Raw genomic sequence first — 19490 nt, 5'->3', positions numbered from 1 at the left:
ATGCCCGGTATGGTCTAGGGTATTCAACTAAACGTAGTAGATGGGCCCATTTTGTGGCGCGAGCCTCAATCCGAGGGCGCGCTGGACAACAATTCAGTCCCAAAAGGACTATCCTGCGTTGATGCTGGCGATGAGGTCGTTGGCCTTTGCGGCAATTACTTGGTTGATGTCGGCCTGCAGCTCCTCGTACACCGCTATGGCTCGCTCGCCGGAGGGCGTGAGCGTGGATCCGCGGGCGCCGTCGCGCTCGATGAGTTTGCATCCCAGCTGCCCTTCGGCCTCGTTCACGATGCGCCAGGCCTTAGAATACGCCATGCCCATGCTTTTGGCGGCGCGGTTGAGTGAGTGCTCCCGGGCGATGCCCTGCAGCAGCAAGACACAACCGTGGCCGAACACGCCCGGCAGATCTTTGTCGCACGCTTGAATGACCAACTTTGCCGTCGTCTTGTACTCCATGTGCTCCACGTCTTCCCGCTAAAGTGTTTGCTGGGCAAACGCAAAGCCTGCGTCAAACCCTCGTGTGCTCTTTCTAAACCATGCATTGTAGCAGTCAAAGTGCGTTAAGATACTTCCCCAGTATTGGGCGCCCAAGGTTGGGCTGGGTCCTACGAGGCCTGCAGCCGACCGGTCGCATGGAAAAAGGAGAAACATGGCTACGTTCTTTCCCGGTGAGTCCCACACGTTTTCGGAGTATCTGCTGGTCCCTGGCTACTCGTCCTCGCAGTGCATCCCCAACAACGTCTCTCTCAAGACGCCGCTAACCCGCTTTAAGCGCGGTGAGAAGCCGGCAATCACCCTGAACATCCCCATGGTTTCCGCCATCATGCAATCCGTCTCGGGCGTCGACATGGGTGTCGCGCTCGCTACCGAGGGTGGCCTGTCCTTCATTTACGGTTCCCAGAGCGCCGAGTCCGAGGCCGCTATGGTCAAGGCCGTCAAGGATCACAAGGCCGGCTTCGTTCAGTCCGATTCCACGCTGACCCCCGACATGACCATGGAGCAGGTCATTGAGCTCAAGGAGAAGACCGGTCACTCCACTATGCCGGTCACCGACGACGGCACCCCCAAGGGCAAGCTCCTGGGCATCGTCACCAGCCGCGATTATCGCCCCAGCCGCGATGACCATCAGAAGAAGGTCTCCGAGTTCATGACCCCGCGTGAGCAGCTCATCGTGGGCGACAAGAACATCAGCCTCAAGGTTGCCAACGACGTCATTTGGGACAACAAGCTCAACGCCCTGCCGATCGTCGACGACAACGATCACCTTATGGGCATCGTCTTCCGCAAGGACTACGACAGCCACAAGACCAACCCCAACGAGCTGCTCGATAACGACAAGCGCTACATGGTCGGCGCCGGTATCAACACCCGCGACTATGCCGAGCGCGTGCCGCTGCTCATCGAGGCCGGCGCGGATGTCCTGTGCATCGACTCTTCCGAGGGCTTCAGCGAGTGGCAGAAGCGCACCATCGAGTGGATCCGCGCCAACTACGGCGAGGACGTCAAGGTCGGTGCCGGCAACGTCGTCGACGCCGAGGGCTTCCGCTTCCTGGCCGACTGCGGTGCCGACTTCATCAAGGTCGGTATCGGCGGCGGTTCTATCTGCATCACCCGCGAGACCAAGGGCATCGGCCGTGGCCAGGCCACCGCGCTGATCGATGTCTGCCGCGCCCGTGACGAGTACTACGAGGAGACCGGTGTCTACGTGCCCGTGTGCTCCGACGGCGGCATCGTCTACGACTACCACATGACGCTCGCCCTTGCCATGGGTGCCGACTTTATGATGCTGGGCCGCTACTTCGCCCGCTTCGACGAGAGCCCGACCGAGCGCGTCAACGTCAACGGTCAGTACATGAAGGAGTACTGGGGCGAGGGTTCTGCGCGTGCCCGCAACTGGCAGCGCTACGACCTGGGCGGCGCCGCGAAGCTCAGCTTCGTCGAGGGCGTCGACTCCTACGTTCCCTACGCCGGCTCCCTCAAGGACGGCGTGGGCGGCACGCTCTACAAGGTCAAGTCCACGATGTGCAACTGCGGTGCCCTCTCGATCCCCGAGCTCCAGGAAAAGGCACGCCTGACCCTGGTCTCCTCGACCTCGATCGTCGAAGGCGGAGCTCACGACGTCGTAGTCAAGGACTCCCAACAGAGCGTAACGTATCGATAAGATAAGACCTGCACATAAAGGTTGAGCCTCAACCACGTTATTTAGATAAAGCGAGATGCCTGCAAGTCGCAGGCATCTCGCTTGTCGTATTTGCTATCATCATGCGAGTTAACCTTAGGGTCGGGCGGCTTGACTTTGTTCGCTACAAGTTCCGCACGCAAAGAAGAGCACTTAATGTGCTCTTCGTCTTGCGCAGGACTGTCCGCAGTAGCGAATCAAGCTAAGCCGATCGACCCCAGCTAAGATTAAAGGAGCTGATATGTGCGATTGCACAGATCATAAGGACGAGATCCCTGCCTATGACGCACAGGCCATTGAGTCCAAGTGGATGAAGGCCTGGGAGGACTCCAACCTCTTTGCCGTCGACACCGACGCCAGCAAGCCCAAGAAGTACGTGCTCGAGATGTTCCCGTATCCGTCGGGCGACCTGCACATGGGCCACGCGCGCAACTACACCATCGGCGATGCCATGGCCCGTCAGGCCCGCATGCGCGGCTTTGACGTGCTGCACCCCATCGGCTTTGACGCCTTTGGCCTGCCCGCCGAGAACGCTGCCATCAAGCACAATACGCAGGCTGCCGCCTGGACGTATAAGAACATGGACCAGGCGCTCGCCACGATGAGGCGCATGGGCTTCTCCTACGACCTGGATCGCACCGTTAAGACCTGCAGCCCCGACTACTATCGCTGGGGTCAGTGGATCTTTGAGAAGATGTGGGAAAAGGGCCTGGTCTATCGTAAGAAGAATCCGGTTAACTGGTGCCCCACCTGCAAGACCGTTTTGGCTAACGAGCAGGTGACCGAGGGCAAGTGCTGGCGCTGCGGCACCGAGCCCGAGAAGCGCGATCTTGAGCAGTGGTACTACAAGATTACCGAGTACTCCCAGGAGCTGCTCGACGACCTGGAGAAGCTCCCTGGCTGGCCCGAGCGCGTCAAGCAGATGCAGGCCAACTGGATCGGCCGCTCCGAGGGTGCCGAGGTCGACTTTACCCTGTGCGACGCCGATGGCGAGCCCATCGAGGGCGACGAGGGCAAGATCACCGTCTTCACCACGCGCGCCGACACGCTCTTTGGCGTCTCCTTCTTTGTCCTGGCTCCCGAGTACGCCCGTCTGCACGAGCTCGTCGAGGGCACGGAGTACGAGGCGGCCGTCACCAAGATCGTTGAGGACTCTAAGCACATTTCTGCCGTCGAGCGTGCCCAGGGCACTCTCGAGAAGCACGGTGCCTTTACCGGCCGCTACGTGGTGAACCCCGTTAACGGCGAAAAGGTCCCCGTGTGGGTTGCCGACTACGTCGTGGCCGACTACGGCACCGGAGCCGTCATGGCCGTTCCCTGCGGCGACCAGCGCGACTTTGAGTTTGCCCGCAAGTATGATCTGCCGATCGTGCCGATCATCTTGGACGACGATGATCGCGCTGCCGTCGAGGCCAGCGGCGAGACCATCGATACCTTCCATGCCGAGACTGTCGACTGGGAATGCGCCCACGCTGCCGAGGGCACGCTGGTCCAGTCGGGCAAGTACACCGGCATGCGCGGCGGTAAGCACTCCGAGGGCGAGGCTGCGATCGTGGCCGACCTCGAGGCCATGGGCTGCGGTCGTCGCAAGGTCGAGTTCCGCCTGCGCGACTGGCTCATCAGCCGCCAGCGTTATTGGGGCAACCCCATCCCGGCCATTCACTGCGAGCACTGCGGTATTGTGCCCGTGCCCGAGGATCAGCTGCCGGTGACGCTGCCCGAGAACCTGGACCTGGGCGCCGGCGAGACGCTTGCCGAGTGCAAGGACTTCTACGAGACCACCTGCCCGGTCTGCGGCCGCCCGGCCAAGCGCGAGACCGATACCATGGACACCTTTACCTGCTCCAGCTGGTATTACCTGCGCTATACCGACCCGCACAACACCGAGCTGCCCTTCTCCCGCGAAGCCGCCGACCGTTGGATGCCCGTCGATAACTACATCGGCGGCATCGAGCACGCCATTTTGCACCTGCTCTACAGCCGCTTCTTTACCAAGGCGCTGCGCGACCTGGGCCTGCTGAGTGTGGACGAGCCCTTCACCAACCTGCTGTGCCAGGGCATGGTTAAGGACGAGAACGGCGACACCATGTCCAAGTCCAAGGGCAACGTCGTGCCCCCGAGCTCGGTCATCGAGCCCTACGGCGCCGACACCATGCGTCTGGCGATCCTGTTTATCGCCCCGCCCGAGAAGGACTTCGACTGGGATCCCAAGGCCGTTGAGGGCGCCAACCGCTTCATTAAGCGCGCCTGGCGTATCGTTTGGCAGCTCGTCCAGTCCGGCGACGCCAACGTGGCCTTCGACAAGTCCGCGCTCGACGAGACCGCGATGAAGCTCTATCGCGAGCGTCACCGCACTATCGCCAAGTGCACCGAGGACTTTGACCGAGGCCAGTTCAACACCGCCATCTCGGCCGTCATGGAACTCGTCAATGCCGCGAGTGCTTACCTCAATGCTACTGAGGGCGCTTCCCGTGACAAGGCGATGTGCTACGGCGTGGCTAAGGATATCGTGAGCGTCCTTGCCCCCATCTGCCCGTTCTGGGCCGACGAGCTGTGGCATGAGGCGCTCGGCTGCGAGGGCAATGCCTACACCGCCGCCTGGCCCGAGTTCGACTTGGCCGAGTCCATCGAGGACACGGTGCAGATCGTCGTACAGGTGCTCGGCAAGGTCCGCGGCCGCATCGACGTCGCCCGCGACGCCTCCAACGAGGAGATGCAGGCTGCCGCTGAGGAAGCCGTCGCCAAGTGGACCGAGGGTAAGACGGTCGTCAAGGCCATCTGCGTGCCCGGCAAGCTGGTCAACCTGGTGGTCAAATAAGCTCTGCGCGTAAAGCTGACATGCAATAAACGAGGGGCGGTCCGGTTGGGTCGTCCCTCGTTTTGTTTTGTCTGCTCGCGGCGCCCGCGGTCAATTGTTCTATTCTTGTGGAGATGCTGTGGGCGCGCTGACCTGCGAGTTTCTGTTGTGCTTGCTCGTTTTCGCAGGTATTGGTATAGTTTGCTTGCAAATGAAGTTGTAATTGAAAGAAGTGGGGTTTCGGCCCCGCTTCTTTTTTGTATGGATGGAGGTGCCGCAATGGTCAAGACCAAGACCGAGCAGGCGATCATCGACGCGCTCGAGGCCGTTGCTCCCCAGCACGATGTCGACATTGTCGACGTTGAGCTCGTGGGTGCCACCAAGGCCCCCTGCGTGCGCGTGCGTATCGAGGGTGCCGAGGGTCAGAGCCTGTCGCTCAATGACGTCACGGCCAACACCAAGTGGGTCGGCGATGTGATTGAGGAGCTCGACCCTATCTCTTCGAGCTATACGCTTGAGGTGTCGAGCCCGGGCATGGCGCGCCCGCTGCGCCGTCCGCGCGACTTTGCCCGCTTTGTGGGCGAGAACTGTGAGCTCACCTCCACCGCCTCCGAGGGCCGTCGCAAGTACGCCGGCAAGATTGCGGCTGCGACCGAGACCGACGTGACCCTCGAGCTCGAGGACGGCGAGTCCGTCACCCTCGATTTCTCTGATGTTAAAAAGTGCAAGTTGAAGCCCACCTACGACTTCAAGCCCGCGAAGGAAGGAAAGTAAGATGGCAGCATCCGACATGATGTCCGCCCTGATGGAGCTTTGCCAGGAGAAGCACATCGACCAGCTCTACCTGATCGACCGCCTGGAGCAGTCGCTCGCCAAGAGCTATGCCGAGATCCTGCATCTTGAGTGGGGCGCCAAGGTGACCATCGACCGCACCACCGGCAAGATCTACGTCTACCGCCTGGAGCCGATCGACGATTCCATGGACGAGGAGGGCAACTTCACCGAGTTCGAGGAGATCGACGTCACCCCCAAGAACACGAGCCGCATCGCCGCCCAGCACGCCAAGGCCGAGATCAATGCCATCGTGCGCAACTCCGCCCGCGAGCAGATCTACGAGGAGTTCTCCGGCCGCATCGGTGACCTCATCAGCGGCACCGTGCTGCAGTCCACGCCCGACTTCACGATCGTCAAGATTCGTGAGGGCGTCGAGGCCGAGCTGCCGCACTTCGATCAGCGCCGTTACGAGAACGAGCGCAACGAGCGCCCGATGGGTGAGCGCTACCTGCACAACCAGCATATCAAGGCCGTAATCATCGACGTTCGCGACCCCAACTCCAACCTGCAGCCGGTTCGTGGCGAGCACAGCCGTCCGCCGATTGTCATCTCCCGTACCCACCCCGAGCTCATGCGTCGTCTGTTTGAGCAGGAGGTGCCCGAGATCTATGAGGGCACCGTCCAGATCAAGTCGATCGCCCGCGAGCCCGGCCAGCGTTCCAAGGTCGCCGTCCACTCGCTCGACGACCGTCTGGATCCCGTGGGCGCCTGCGTCGGCCCCAAGGGCAGCCGTGTTCGCGCTGTCGTGGGCGAGCTCCGTGGCGAGCGCGTCGACGTCATCCTGTGGGATGCCGATCCTGCCGTCTACGTCGCCAACGCCCTGTCGCCCGCTAAGGTCACTCGCGTCCTCATTGACGAGGAGAAGGCCTACGCCGGCGTCATCGTCCCCGACGACCAGCTGTCCCTCGCCATCGGCAAGGAGGGCCAGAACGCCCGCCTCGCCGCGCGCCTGACCGGCTGGCACATCGACATCAAGTCCGAGACGCTTGCCGCCGACATCCTCAAGAACGTTCCCGTTCACGAGGAGCCCGCCGCCGACCTGATCGGTGACGAGGAGGACGAGGACGTCCGTCGCTGCGAGTACGTGTCCGAGGACGGCATCCAGTGCCGCAACCAGGCCCGTCCCGGCTCCCGTTTCTGCGGTGTCCACGACACCGACGCCTTCGATGATGCGGAGGACCTGATCTAGCGCGCGGTCGCGCCGGGCAGGTCCCAGCGCATACCCCACGCTCGTTCAGTCTCTAGGCACCCAAGGTGCCAGAAAGGGTAGGTGAAGTCATATGGCAAAAGTCCGTGTGTCCACCCTGGCCAAAGAGTTCGGCATGACCTCCAAGGAACTGATGGGTCATCTCGCCGATATGAAGATTCCCGCTAAGTCCGCATCCTCCACCTTGGAGGACGCCTATGTCGCCATGGTCCGCAAGCAGCTCGCCTCGGTGATCGAGGCCCGCGCTCAGGAAGTCGAGGCCGCCAAGCAGGCCGAGGAGCAGGCAGCTGCCGCCGAGGAGGCTGCACGCGCCGCCGAGGCCGAGCGCGAGCGCATCGCCGCCGAGAAGGCACGCGAGGAGGAGCGCCGTCAGTTTGCCGCAGCCCAGGCTGCCGAGGAGGCTGCCCGCGCCGAGGCCGAGGCCAAGAAGAAGGCCGAGCAGGAGCGCCTTGCTCGCGAGAAGGAGGAGGCTGCCCGCGAGGCCCAGCGCCGCGCCGTTCCCGCTTCCGACTCCGGTTCGCGCTTCCGTTCGCTGCTCGACCAGATCGCCGCACAGGAGACCGTGCTCAAGGAGAAGAAGGACGCCGAGGACAAGGCCAAGGCCGAGCGCGCTGCCGAGCGCGGTAACCGTCGTGGCGGCAACAATGACCGCCGCGGTGGCCGCCGTAACGATCGTAACGCCTCCGACAACAACTCCGAGCGCAACGCCTCCGAGAGCCGTCCGCACAGCCATCGCACCAACGCCAGCAACAACGTCGCTGCCGGCATGGACTTCCCCAACCCCGATAAGCAGGGCAAGGGCAAGAAGCGCAAGGGCGGTCACAACAACGAAGAGGACCACTACAGCCGCATGGCTCGCGAGGCCGAGGAGTACAGCCGCGAGAAGGTGCTCGAGGAGGCTCGTGCTGCCGTCGAGGAGGCCTCTCGTGAGTCCACCGGTCGCCGCAAGAAGCGCAAGGAGAAGCGCGAGCGCGAGGCTGCCAAGGCTCAGGAGGAGCGCAAGATAGAGGAGGCGTTGGCCCAGGGCGTGAACCCCGAGGAGCTCGACGCCATCAAGGTCTCCCAGGGCGTTACCGTCCAGGAGCTTGCCGAGGCTCTCGACGTTCCGGCCAACGACATCATCAAGCGCCTGTTCCTGCTGGGTACGCCGCTCACCATGACACAGTCCATGTCTGACGACCTCGTCGAGCTCGTTGCCGACGACCTGGGCCGTCAGATCAAGATCATCACCCCCGAGGAGGAGAACACCTTCTCGTTCTACGACGATCCCGCCGACCTTAAGCCGCGTGCCCCGGTCGTCACCGTCATGGGCCATGTCGACCACGGCAAGACGAGCCTCCTCGACGCCATCCGTCACACCGGCGTTGCTGCCGGCGAGGCGGGCGGCATTACGCAGGCCATCGGTGCTTCGCAGGTTATGATCAACGACCGCAAGATCACCTTCATCGATACCCCGGGTCACGCTACCTTTACGGCCATGCGTGCCCGTGGTGCCAAGGTGACCGACATCGTCATTCTGATCGTGGCCGCCGACGACGGCGTCATGCCCCAGACCGTCGAGTCAATCAACCACGCCAAGGCCGCCGGCGTACCCATCGTCGTTGCCGTCAACAAGATCGATAAGCCGGGCGCCAACCCCGACCGTGTGCGTCAAGAGCTCACCGAGTACGGCGTCATCCCCGAGGAGTGGGGCGGACAGAACATGTTCGTCAACATCTCGGCCAAGCAGAAGATCGGTATCGACGACCTTCTGGAGACCGTGCTGCTCCAGGCAGACGTGCTCGAGCTCAAGGCTAACCCGGACACCTTTGCCTCCGGCAACGTCCTCGAGGCCAAGCTCGACAAGGGCCGCGGCTCGGTCGCTACCGTGCTCGTGACCCGCGGTACCCTGCACGTGGGCGATACGCTGGTCGCTGGCCTTACCTACGGCCGCGTCCGCGCCATGCTCGACCCCAAGGGCCGCGCCGTCACCGAGGCCGGTCCCTCCGACGCTGTTGAGATCTTGGGCCTGCAGTCCGTGCCCAACGCCGGTGACGAGTTCCGCGTGTTTGAGGACGAGCGCGAGGCTCGCGCCCTGGCCGACGAGCGTTCGCTGAAGGCCCGTATCGAGGAGCAGAGCCGCGTCAAGCACGTCACGCTCGAGAACCTCTTCGAGACCATCGCCGACGCCGAGGTCAAGGAGCTCAACCTGATCATCAAGGCCGACGTCCAGGGTTCCATCGAGGCCCTTCAGGACTCCCTCGACAAGATGGATCAGTCCGAGGTTCGCATCAATACGATCCACTCCGCCGTTGGTGCCATCAACGAGACCGACGTCGTCCTGGCCGACGCCTCCAACGCCATCATCATCGGCTTTGGTGTCCGCCCCGACGGTAAGGCGCGTTCCGCCGCCGAGCGCGAGGGCGTCGAGATCCGTTGCTACGACGTCATCTACAAGTGCCTCGAGGAGCTCGACGCTGCCCGTATCGGCATGCTCAAGCCCACCGAGGTCGAGGTCTCCACGGGTACCGCGACCGTCCTGGACACCTTCAAGGTGCCCAAAGTCGGTATCGCCGCCGGTGTCCGCGTCGAAGAGGGCGAGATCGCCGCGACCGATTCCGTGCGTCTGGTGCGCGACGGCATCGTGGTCTTCAACGGCAAGATCGCCTCGATGCGTCACTACAAGGACGAGGCCAAGAGCCTCAAGAGCGGTTCCGAGGGCGGCATTGGCCTGGAGAACTTCCAGGACATCAAGCCCGGCGACCAGATCGAGGGTTACCGTATCGACCAGGTTGCCCGTACCGAGTAGGGGGTAGCGCTATGAAGCAAACGCAGGCAACCCGCCGTCTGGGCGAGCAGCTTCGCGAGAAGCTCGGTTATATCCTGCTCTTTGAGGTTTCCGATCCGCGTCTCGACCTGGTTACTTTGACCGCGGTCGAGGTCGCGGTGGACCGTTCGTTCGCGCGCGTGTACGTGTCGTGCGATGCGAGCCGCTACGATGAGGTCATGGAGGCGCTCTCCAGCGCCAAGGGCCGTATTCGTAGCCTGTTGGCTCGTTCGCTCGATTGGCGCGTCACGCCCGAGCTCGATTTTCGCATCGATCGCTCGACCGATGAGGCCGAGCGCATCACGCGTGCGCTGGAAAACGTTCCGGCCACGCTTGCGATCGAAAAGGACGAGGACGGCTACCCCATAGCGGATGCCGCCCAGGAGGCAGCTTTAGATGACTAATTCCGCCGACCTCGCCTCGTGCGAGTCTGCAGATATTCAGCGACGCATCCTCGAGCTCATCGAGGGTGCGTCCTCCATTGCGATTTCGGGACACACTTCTCCCGACGGCGATGCTTTGGGCTCTGTATTGGGTCTGGGCCTTTCGCTCATGAAGTTTTTCCCCAACAAGGACATTGCGCTGCTGCTGGCAGACGATGACCCGGTTCCGCGCATCTACCGCTTTATGGAAGGCTCCGATCGCCTGGTGCCAGCATCTGCGTACACCGGCAATCCGGACCTGTTCATCTCGGTGGACGTACCGGTCGTCGAGCGTCTCAATAATTCCGCCGAGGTGCTTCGTCGCTCCAAGCATGTGGTGTGCTTTGATCACCATCCGGCGCGCGAGGAGTTTGCCGAGCTCAGCCTGAGGCGCGTCGAAGCTGCAGCCTGCGCCATGATCATCGACCGTTTCTTGGACAATTGTGGCATTGTCGCCCGTGATGGCGTCGCGACTTGCTTGCTGTGCGGCTTGGTGACCGACACCGGTCGTTTCCAGTACCAGAACGCCGATGCTGCTGCGTTCCATGCGGCCTCGCGACTGGTTGCACACGGTGCCGATCCGGCGCGTGTGGCACTCGAGGTATATCAGAGCATGCGCGTTGAGTTTTTGCACCTCAAGTCCATCGTTATGGGCCGTATTAAGACGGTGGCCCACGGGCGCGTGGCGTATAGCTACGCGTACCAGAGTGACCTTGAGGCTTGCGGTGTCACCTCGGATGAGTGCGACGGCCTGGTTGACGTGGTGCGCTCGGTGATGGGCGTGGAGGTCTGCCTGTTCCTGAAGGGCATTGAGGGCGATACCAAGGTGCGCGGCAACCTGCGCTCCAAGGGCGACCTCAACGTGTCCGAGATCGCTGCTGCCTTTGGCGGAGGCGGACATTCCGCTGCCGCCGGTTTCTCCAACAACGGAACGATTCTCGAGACGCTCACCGTGGCACTTCCCATGCTGGCCGAGCTGGTAGGGGAGGATCCCGCTTCAGTGACCGTCGAGCTTTAACTTTTTGGATGGTACATGGCTCGTCGTACGCCTTCTCAACTGAATATGCTGCTCGCCGTCGATAAGCCGGTGGGCTGCACGTCCCACGATGTGGTCTCGCAATGTCGGCGCGCTCTCCATGAGCGACGCGTCGGCCATGCCGGCACGCTCGACCCTATGGCATCGGGTGTCATGGTGGTGGGCGTGGGCCAGGCCACCCGTCTGCTGGGTATGCTAACCCTCGATACCAAAAGCTATGTCGCCGACATTTCGTTTGGTGCCGAGACCAATACCGATGATGCGGAGGGCGAGGCGGTCCGCACGGTGGCTGTTGCCAACGAGCTCCGCGATCCTGCCTATGCCCGTGAGCACTTGGCCGCCATGTTGGGTCCGCAGATGCAGGTGCCGCCGGCGTTTTCGGCTATCTCGGTCAATGGCGTTCGCGCCTACAAGTCTGCTCGCGAGGGCAATGCGGTGGACCTACCTCCGCGCCCCGTCCAGGTCTATGCCGCCGACCTGATCGCCGTGGGCGGCGAGGGTGATACGTGTGTGTGGACCGTGGCGTTCTCGGTGAGCAAGGGCACCTATATACGTGCGCTCGCTCGCGACCTGGGCCGCGCCTGCGAGAGCGCCGCGCACATTTCCGCGCTGCGCCGCACGGCCTCCGGTGTTGTTTCCATTGGCGCCTGTCATGCGGTCGAGGAGCTTTCTCCCGAGTCCGCGGCTGACTTTGCCCTGGATCCCATTGCGGCCCTGGGCGCCACACGTGTTGACTTGCCGGGCAATCTTGCCGACGACCTGCTCTGCGGCCGACGCATTCCCGTTGAGCGTGCGCTTGCCGATTTCGATGCCTCGAAGGCGCCGTTTGCGTTGGTGCTCGATGGGGGACTCAAGGCGCTCGCCCGCATTGAGGGTGGCCGCTTTGTCATGGAGCACGTATTTCCGCAGGCAATCGGCGGTGTTCGATGATGTTGTCCGCTCGCGAGCTCGCGCGTGTCTTTTTCGCGGGCGAGTCGGACGAGGCTCGCATCGTTACTGCCGATACGTTTGATAGGTGTGAGCACCTGGGTGCTGCCTCGATCGCTATTGGCGTGTTCGATGGCGTGCACCGTGGACACCAGGAGCTCATTGCGGCGCTTGTCCGTGATGCCCGTGCCCATGGCTGTAAGGCGGTCGTGGTTACCTTCGATCCCGACCCGGATGTTGTGGTGAGTCCTTCGCCCGCTCAGAAATTGATGACGACGGCCGACCGTCTGCGTGCCCTGGCTCAAACCGGGGTCGATGCGGTGGTGGCCGTTCCCTTTACGCCTGAGGTTGCGGCGCTTGACCATGTTGATTTTCTCTCGCTGGTGTCGCGTCTGGTCGACATTCGCTCGATTCGCGTTGGTAGCGACTTTAGGCTGGGTCGCGGTGGTGCATCTGGTGTTGCCGAGATGCGCGCCTGGGGTGCCGAACACGGCGTTGACGTGTATGGTCACGACTTGCTTTGCGAGGGCGGTGAGGCCATTTGCGCCACCCGTATCCGTCATGAGCTTGGACAGGGCCATGTGGAGCTGGCTGCTGAGTTACTCGGCCGACCGTATATGGTGCGTGGCGGTGTTATTCGCGGCCGTCACGAGGGTTCTGGCATGGGCTTTCCCACGGCAAACCTACAAGTTCCCGATGGTATTCAGGTGCCTGCCGACGGCGTGTATGAGGGTCTGGTGCTGGTTGATGACACCGTGTGGCCCGCTGCTGTCAACGTCGGCCTGCCGCCAACGTATGCCGACGATGCGGCATCTGCGCATCTCGAGGCCAACTTAATTGGTTATACGGGCGACCTGTACGGCGCTTCCGTTTCGCTGGCGTTTACGCGCTGGCTGCGTCCGTCACGCGTGTTCGATTCCCTGGACGAGTTGATCGCGACCGTCGAGGGCAATATCGATGATATCCGTCATAACTTGGGTGAGCAGGGGGTGAGCATTCGTGATTAGCGATGAGGAAAAAGACCAGGTCCGCGCTGGGTCCGACCTAGTTGCCATCGTGCAGGAAACGGTTGAGCTCAAGCCCCGCGGCCATGAGTTTTGGGGCTGCTGCCCTTTTCACGGCGAAAAGACGCCGTCCTTCCACATTATCCCTGCCACGCAGGTGTGGCATTGCTTTGGCTGCGGTGAGGGTGGCGATGTCTTCACCTATATCATGAAGCGCGAGAACCTGAGCTTTCCCGAGTCAATCCGTTATTTGGCCGATCGCGCGGGTATTGAGCTGCATGACACCGGAGATCGCCGCGAGCGCGGCACCAAGCGTGCCCGCATCTACGATCTGTGCGCCGAGACGGCCCAGTTCTACCACACCATGCTTATGCGCGGTAAGGACGGCCGTCCGCGCGAGTACTTTGCCAGCCGCGGCATGGGTGGCGATGTCTGCCGCCGCTACTGTCTGGGCTTTGCACCGGGCCGTAACGCGCTGGTGTCACACCTGTCCCAGGCGGGTTTTACCCCGCAGGAGATGATCGACGCCAACGTTGCCGTGAGCCGCGGGCGCGGGCAGCTTGCCGACCGCTTCTACGACCGCGTGATGTTCCCCATCTTTGACGAGCAGGGTCACAACATTGCCTTTGGCGGGCGCATCATGGGTGACGGCCAACCCAAGTATCTCAACACCGCCGAGACGAGCGTGTTTCATAAAAAGCGAAACCTCTACGGCTTTAATTGGGCCAAGGAGTTTATCGTCGCGCAGGATACCGCCATCGTGGTAGAGGGCTATACCGACTGCATCGCCTGTTGGGAGGCGGGGATTAAAAACGTTGTCGCTACGCTGGGCACCGCGCTCACGGAACATCACGTCAAGACGCTCACCCGCTTTGCCAAGCGCATCGTGTATATGTTCGACGGCGATGCCGCGGGCCAGAAGGCCGCCCGTCGCGCGATTCAGTTTATCGAGCAGGATTCGATGGACCTGCGCTGCGTGGTGCTGCCCGACGGCAACGATCCCATGGAGTTCATCACGGCGCACGGCGGAGAGGAGCTGCAGAAACGAATTGACGTCGCCGAGCCGCTCATGGATTTCGTGTACCGTTCGCTGCAGGAGTCGAGCGACATCACCACGCCGGGCGGTCGCGCCAAGGCGCTCGAGGATGCGCTGACGCTTATCTATCCGCTGCGCGATAGCTATATGATCGATACGTACTTTATCCAGATTGCCGATCTGCTGGGTTTGGATCTGGAGACGGTGCGTGCGAGCTCGGGCCGTGTGTTTCGCGATGTCGCCAAGCGCGAGGATGCGGAACGACGTCGTGAGCAGAACTATGAGCGCCAGCGGGCACAGACTGAGCGGTCCGGTAGCGCGGGCGGTCGGTCGTCTGGTTCGCAGGGAACATCTCGTGGTGCTTGGGCGTCGGGCGCGACGCCGCCGGTGTCCGCGCCGGTCGAAGAAGAGCCGTACGACTACGTCCCACTCGATGCCTACGGTGCCGCGCCGGTCGAGGTCGTCGACGACCTGCCGCCGATCGATGTGCCTGACGGTATGGGCTCTACGCCCGCCGGTGCCCCGACAGACGCCTCGGCCCCTATGGTTTTGACAGATCTAGAGCGCAAGTCCTTGGCGGGGGAGCGTGAGCTGCTGACCATGCTCACGAGCTACCCCGACCTGTTCCGCACGTATGCCGACCGCATCTGCTCCATCGAGTGGGTTGACCCACGTCACGAGTCCATCGCATGGGCCGTGCTGGCAACGCCACCGGGAACCGATCCTGCAGCCTGCATGGATGCGGCACGCTCGGTGTGTCCCGAGGCGGCAACGCTTGTGAGTGCCGGGCGCATCTCGGCGACGAGCAAGCACCCCACCGAGACGAACATCGTGTTTATGCTCGATACGCTTGAGCTCTACACCATCAAGCGCCGCATGCGTGCCGCACAGGCCAAGCTGCGCCAGGACCGTTCGCTCGATGATGAGGCCCGTCGTGCGCTGACCGTGCAGGCCGCGCAGGACTCGCGGCGTCAGCGCGAACTGCAAAAGTCGATCGGCGGCGTGGCGGACCCGTTTCGTTTGATCGGCCTGGAGGCCGCAGGCACCGAACAGGCCTAGATGTTGTGGTCAACCAGCGTATTCTCGCCTATATCCAGTCCTCTTTTTGGGTATAGACGTCAATGTGTGTGCTAAAGTATTGAGTCCTGTGGACTATGAAGGGAGAATCTGTGCCAAAAAAGACTGAGAGCACGGGTACTGGGCTGGAATCCTACGTTGCAAAGCTCATGGGCAACGGCTCAAACAGGACTTCGGTAACCGAGGACGAGATTCAGGTCGCCCTGAAGGATATCGATGTTTCTGACGAGCAGCTCACCGCGGTGTATTCCGCGCTGCGCAACAGCGGCATCCAGATTATCTCCGCGAGCGGAAACGACGACGCCCCCATGGACGTCGACGATGACGATAACGATACCGATACTGACGATTTCGATGACGACGACGAGCACGATTCCGGCTCGCTCGACGATCACGAGCTCAAGATGGCCCGTCAGGCCGACGCCGAGATGGGTTCTTCCAAGAGCAAGAAGAAGCGCACCGTGCGCACGTCCCGTTCACGCTCCCGCGTGCGTGGCATCGATGCCTCCACGGTGATGCTGACCGGCGATCCGGTTCGTATGTACCTCAAGGAGATCGGCAAGGTCGACCTGCTGACCGCCTCCGAAGAGGTCGATTTGGCCATGAAGATCGAGGCCGGTCTCGAGGCCACCGAGAAGCTCGAGGCTGCCGATGCCGGCGAGCTCGAGCTCACGCGTGCCGAGATGCGTCGTCTTACGCGCATTGAGAACGTGGGCCTCGAAGCCAAGCAGGCACTCATCAGCGCCAACCTGCGTCTGGTAGTCTCCATCGCCAAGCGCTACGTCGGCCGCGGTATGCTTTTCCTGGACCTGATCCAGGAGGGCAACCTCGGTCTGATCCGCGCCGTCGAGAAGTTCGACTACCAGAAGGGCTTCAAGTTCTCCACGTATGCCACGTGGTGGATCCGTCAGGCCATCACGCGCGCTATCGCCGACCAGGCCCGTACCATCCGTATTCCCGTGCACATGGTCGAGACCATCAACAAGCTTGTCCGCGTGCAGCGCCAGCTCCTTCAGGACCTGGGCCGCGACCCGACCCCCGAGGAGATCGGTGCCGAGATGGACATGAGCGCCGACCGCGTCCGCGAGATCCAGAAGATCTCGCAGGAGCCAGTGTCGCTCGAGACCCCCATCGGCGAGGAAGAGGATTCCCAGCTGGGCGACTTCATCGAGGACTCCCAGGCTATCGTTCCGCCCGATGCTGCCAGCTTCTCCATGCTGCAGGAGCAGCTCACCCAGGTGCTCGACTCGCTTGCCGATCGTGAGCGCAAGGTTATCGAGCTGCGCTTTGGCCTTGTCGACGGGCATCCCCGCACGCTCGAGGAGGTCGGTCGCGAGTTTGGCGTCACGCGCGAGCGTATCCGCCAGATCGAGTCCAAGACTTTGGCCAAGCTCCGCCACCCCAGCCGCAGCAGCAAGCTCAAAGACTATATCGAGTCTTAGGGTTACGGCGTTTTACCAAACGCCGTAACTGGCCGACGCTGCGCGGACACCAGAGCGACAACTTGTCATTCAAAGAGGACGGCATGACCAGAAGGTCTATGCCGTCCTCTTTTCATGCCAATTTGTTCGCTCTGGTGCCCGCTCGCTGGCATTGTCAAAACATCGGCGTTTCCGTTGCCGGTGCCGGCAGTTAGGCCGTCCCCAAGGGATCAAGGCGAGAAAATTTCTCAAAAAAGTTCTTGCCCTGTGCCGATTCGTCCGTATAATAAACTTCGTTGCTTGAGAGCACGCACCTATTCCTCGGTAGCTCAATGGTAGAGCACGCGGCTGTTAACCGCGCTGTTGTAGGTTCGAGTCCTACCCGGGGAGCCAGAATTTCTCAGCCCATTCCGCTGGGCTTTTTAATTCCTCGGTAGCTCAATGGTAGAGCACGCGGCTGTTAACCGCGCTGTTGTAGGTTCGAGTCCTACCCGGGGAGCCAGGTTGTAGAACCCGTCGCTTATGCGGCGGGTTTTTTCATGCCGCGACCACTTGACTCGAACGTTGCCATATCAACATTTCGTGTCGAGGATGTAATCCCGCGACCCACCACCTCAACATGGCGCGGTCGTTGTAGAATATTGCAATGATTGCTCCCACGACATGGTGCCGCGAGCACCAGATAAGGAGATTCTTGTGTCTGAGACCATTAACGGCAGCCTGAGCGTCTCGAACGACGTTATTGCCGATATTGCCGGTTATGCCGCGATGACGTGCTACGGCGTTGTCGGAATGGCTGAGCAGCTCCAGGGCGCCGAGAGCGTGCGCCTGCTTGCCGGCCAGCGCCTCCGCAAGGGCGTGCTTGTCTCCGCCGACGAGAACGGCCTTACGGTCGATCTTCACGTCGTGCTCGAGAACGGCGTCAACATGAAGTCCGTCTGCCACAATCTTTCGAGCTCCGTTGCCTTCACCCTGCAGGAGATCGCCCAGATCGATCCCGCCAGCCTTAAGATCGGCATCCATATCGACGCGCTCAAGAGCCGTCTGAACTAGCATCCGAAAACGGAGATTCAAATACCCATGATTGCAAAGACCATTCGCACCTGTTTTCCGATCGCTGCGGCTGCCGTTTCCGACAAGGCCGAGGAGATCAACAAGCTCAACGTCTTCCCCGTGCCCGACGGCGACACCGGCACCAACATGTCGCTCACGCTCGCCTCGGTGACCAAGGAGCTCTCCGCCCTTCCCGCCGATGCCGACATGGAGGCCATTGCCGGCGCCATCACCCACGGCTCCCTGATGGGCGCCCGCGGTAACTCCGGCGTCATTACCTCGCAGATCCTGCGCGGCGTGGCCGAGGGCCTTGTCTCCGCCGACGAGCCCATTACGTCCGCCAACATCGCCTTCGCCTTCCGTCGTGCCGTCAAGGTGGCCTTCCAGGCCGTCCGCAAGCCCATCGAGGGCACGATCCTCACGGTGCTGCGCGATGTCTCGACCAAGGCCGACGAGTGCGAAAAGAAGAAGTTCTCGGCCGAGGATGCGCTCGACGCTATCGTCGTCGAGGCCTACCAGTCCGTCGCACGCACGCCCGACCTGCTGCCCGTCCTCAAAGAGAACGGCGTGGTCGACTCCGGCGCCTTCGGCTTTGCCATCTTCCTGGAGAACTTTGTGGCTGCAGCACTTGGTCGCAGCACCGTTGTCGAGGATTTCTCCGCTACGTTCGATTCCGCTGGCTCTGCACGCGATGCCGCTCTTGGCCGCGTTGAGATCGAGGCCAACGACGATTGGGAGGGCTCGGAGTTCCGCTACTGCAACGAGTTCCTCTTTAAGGCCGACGCCCCGTTTGACGAGGATGAGTGCCTTAAGTTCCTGGGTTCCATGGGCGACTGTGAGCTACTCGTGGGCGCCTACCCCGATTACAAGATCCACGTGCACTCCAACACCCCCAACCTGGTGCTCGAGCACATGCTGCAGCTTGGTCAGATCTACGAGGTCTTTATCCACAACATGGAGATGGAGGCCCACGACCGTACCGCCAAGATTCATGAGGACCAGGAAAAGGCCGCCGAGCCCGCCAAGGCGCTGGGCTTTGTCGCCGTTGCCGCCGGTTCCGGCGAGGCAGACATCCTCAAGTCCCTCGGCGTCGACGTGATCGTGTCGGGTGGTCAGACCATGAACCCCTCGACTGCAGACCTGCTGGGCGCTGTTGACCAGGTCAACGCGACCTCGGTCATCATCCTGCCCAACAACGGCAACATCCGCATGGCCGCTGAGGCCGCTGCCTCAGCCTGCACCGACAAGAAGGTCGCCGTCGTTCCCACCAAGACCGTTCCGCAGGCCTTCTCCGCGCTGTTCGCGGTCCTGCCCGATTCCGAGCTCGAGGATGCCGTCGCCGCTATGGTCGACGCCATCAGCGAGGTCCGCGATGGCGAGGTCACCCGCGCCGTGCGCGACTCCAGCGCCTCCGACGGTTCGCCAATTCACTCCGGTGACGTCATGGGCATCATTGCCGGCTCCATCGATGTGGTCGGCTCCGACGTGAAGCAGGTCACGCTCGATTGCATCAACCGCATGCAGGAGGAAGAGGAGGGCGACGCGCTGACGATTCTGGCCGGCGAGGAGCTGTCCGATGAAGCCTTCCAGGAGATCGTCGACGCTATCGAGGAGGCTCAGCCCGACCTGGAGATCGACGCCCATCGTGGCGAGCAGCCGCTCTATCCCGTGATCTTCTCGATCGAGTAGGC

General features: G+C 62.1%; 14 protein-coding genes and 2 tRNA genes. 15 read left to right on the top strand and 1 reads right to left on the bottom strand.

Going from position 1 to position 19490, the window contains the following annotated elements; translation table 11 throughout:
- Nucleotides 1-108: 108 nt before the first annotated feature.
- Nucleotides 109-456 (bottom strand): winged helix-turn-helix domain-containing protein, encoded by a 348-nt coding sequence (locus DW151_RS05175; protein ID WP_118334784.1) that lies wholly within the window; start codon nt 454-456, stop codon nt 109-111.
- Between the two features lie 193 nt (nt 457-649).
- Between DW151_RS05175 and DW151_RS05170 the strand changes: the two genes are divergently transcribed.
- The 15 genes from DW151_RS05170 to DW151_RS05100 all read left to right on the top strand — a co-directional run bounded on the left by DW151_RS05170 (nt 650) and on the right by DW151_RS05100 (nt 19488).
- On the top strand, nt 650-2161 hold the full coding sequence (locus tag DW151_RS05170; protein WP_117639292.1) for an IMP dehydrogenase: 1512 nt from the start codon (nt 650-652) through the stop codon (nt 2159-2161).
- 259 nt (nt 2162-2420) lie between these two features.
- Entirely contained in the window at nt 2421-4997 is a 2577-nt protein-coding gene (gene leuS, locus DW151_RS05165; RefSeq protein WP_117776302.1) for a leucine--tRNA ligase, read from the top strand.
- A 258-nt stretch (nt 4998-5255) separates the two neighbouring features.
- Entirely contained in the window at nt 5256-5750 is a 495-nt protein-coding gene (rimP, locus tag DW151_RS05160) for a ribosome maturation factor RimP (RefSeq protein ID WP_117639296.1), read from the top strand.
- 1 nt (nt 5751) lies between these two features.
- A complete protein-coding gene (gene nusA / locus DW151_RS05155) occupies nt 5752-6999 on the top strand; it encodes a transcription termination factor NusA (RefSeq protein ID WP_006234042.1) in 1248 nt (415 codons plus the stop codon).
- 91 nt (nt 7000-7090) lie between these two features.
- Nucleotides 7091-9805: a translation initiation factor IF-2 gene (infB, locus tag DW151_RS05150; RefSeq protein ID WP_089571695.1), complete on the top strand. Its 2715-nt coding sequence runs from the start codon at nt 7091-7093 to the stop codon at nt 9803-9805.
- 11 nt (nt 9806-9816) lie between these two features.
- Nucleotides 9817-10227, top strand: a complete 411-nt coding sequence (gene rbfA, locus DW151_RS05145) for a 30S ribosome-binding factor RbfA (protein WP_118334782.1) — start codon at nt 9817-9819, stop codon at nt 10225-10227.
- Complete coding sequence (locus DW151_RS05140; protein WP_006234037.1) at nt 10220-11263, top strand: bifunctional oligoribonuclease/PAP phosphatase NrnA; 1044 nt, start codon at nt 10220-10222, stop codon at nt 11261-11263. The genes rbfA and DW151_RS05140 overlap by 8 nt, the downstream gene beginning before the upstream one ends.
- A gap of 15 nt (nt 11264-11278) precedes the next feature.
- Complete coding sequence (gene truB, locus DW151_RS05135) at nt 11279-12211, top strand: tRNA pseudouridine(55) synthase TruB (RefSeq protein ID WP_118334781.1); 933 nt, start codon at nt 11279-11281, stop codon at nt 12209-12211.
- Entirely contained in the window at nt 12208-13215 is a 1008-nt protein-coding gene (gene ribF / locus DW151_RS05130) for a riboflavin biosynthesis protein RibF (RefSeq protein WP_233543355.1), read from the top strand. Before truB ends, ribF begins: the two co-directional genes overlap by 4 nt.
- A complete protein-coding gene (gene dnaG, locus DW151_RS05125; RefSeq protein WP_118334779.1) occupies nt 13208-15307 on the top strand; it encodes a DNA primase in 2100 nt (699 codons plus the stop codon). The genes ribF and dnaG overlap by 8 nt, the downstream gene beginning before the upstream one ends.
- 110 nt (nt 15308-15417) lie before the next feature.
- Nucleotides 15418-16767, top strand: a complete 1350-nt coding sequence (gene rpoD / locus DW151_RS05120) for an RNA polymerase sigma factor RpoD (RefSeq protein WP_055286388.1) — start codon at nt 15418-15420, stop codon at nt 16765-16767.
- Nucleotides 16768-17064: 297 nt separating this feature from the next.
- A tRNA-Asn gene (locus DW151_RS05115) sits at nt 17065-17139 on the top strand.
- Nucleotides 17140-17173: 34 nt separating this feature from the next.
- Nucleotides 17174-17248: transfer RNA gene (locus tag DW151_RS05110), tRNA-Asn, on the top strand.
- Between the two features lie 161 nt (nt 17249-17409).
- Entirely contained in the window at nt 17410-17799 is a 390-nt protein-coding gene (locus tag DW151_RS05105; RefSeq protein WP_187361832.1) for an Asp23/Gls24 family envelope stress response protein, read from the top strand.
- 27 nt (nt 17800-17826) lie between these two features.
- Nucleotides 17827-19488 (top strand): DAK2 domain-containing protein, encoded by a 1662-nt coding sequence (locus DW151_RS05100; RefSeq protein ID WP_006234030.1) that lies wholly within the window; start codon nt 17827-17829, stop codon nt 19486-19488.
- Nucleotides 19489-19490 lie beyond the last annotated feature (2 nt).

The organism is Collinsella sp. AM13-34 (assembly GCF_003473055.1).
Classification (GTDB): Bacteria; Actinomycetota; Coriobacteriia; order Coriobacteriales; family Coriobacteriaceae; genus Collinsella.
Note: the sequence above shows the minus strand (reverse complement) of the source record. Positions and strands in the feature narration are given on the sequence as shown.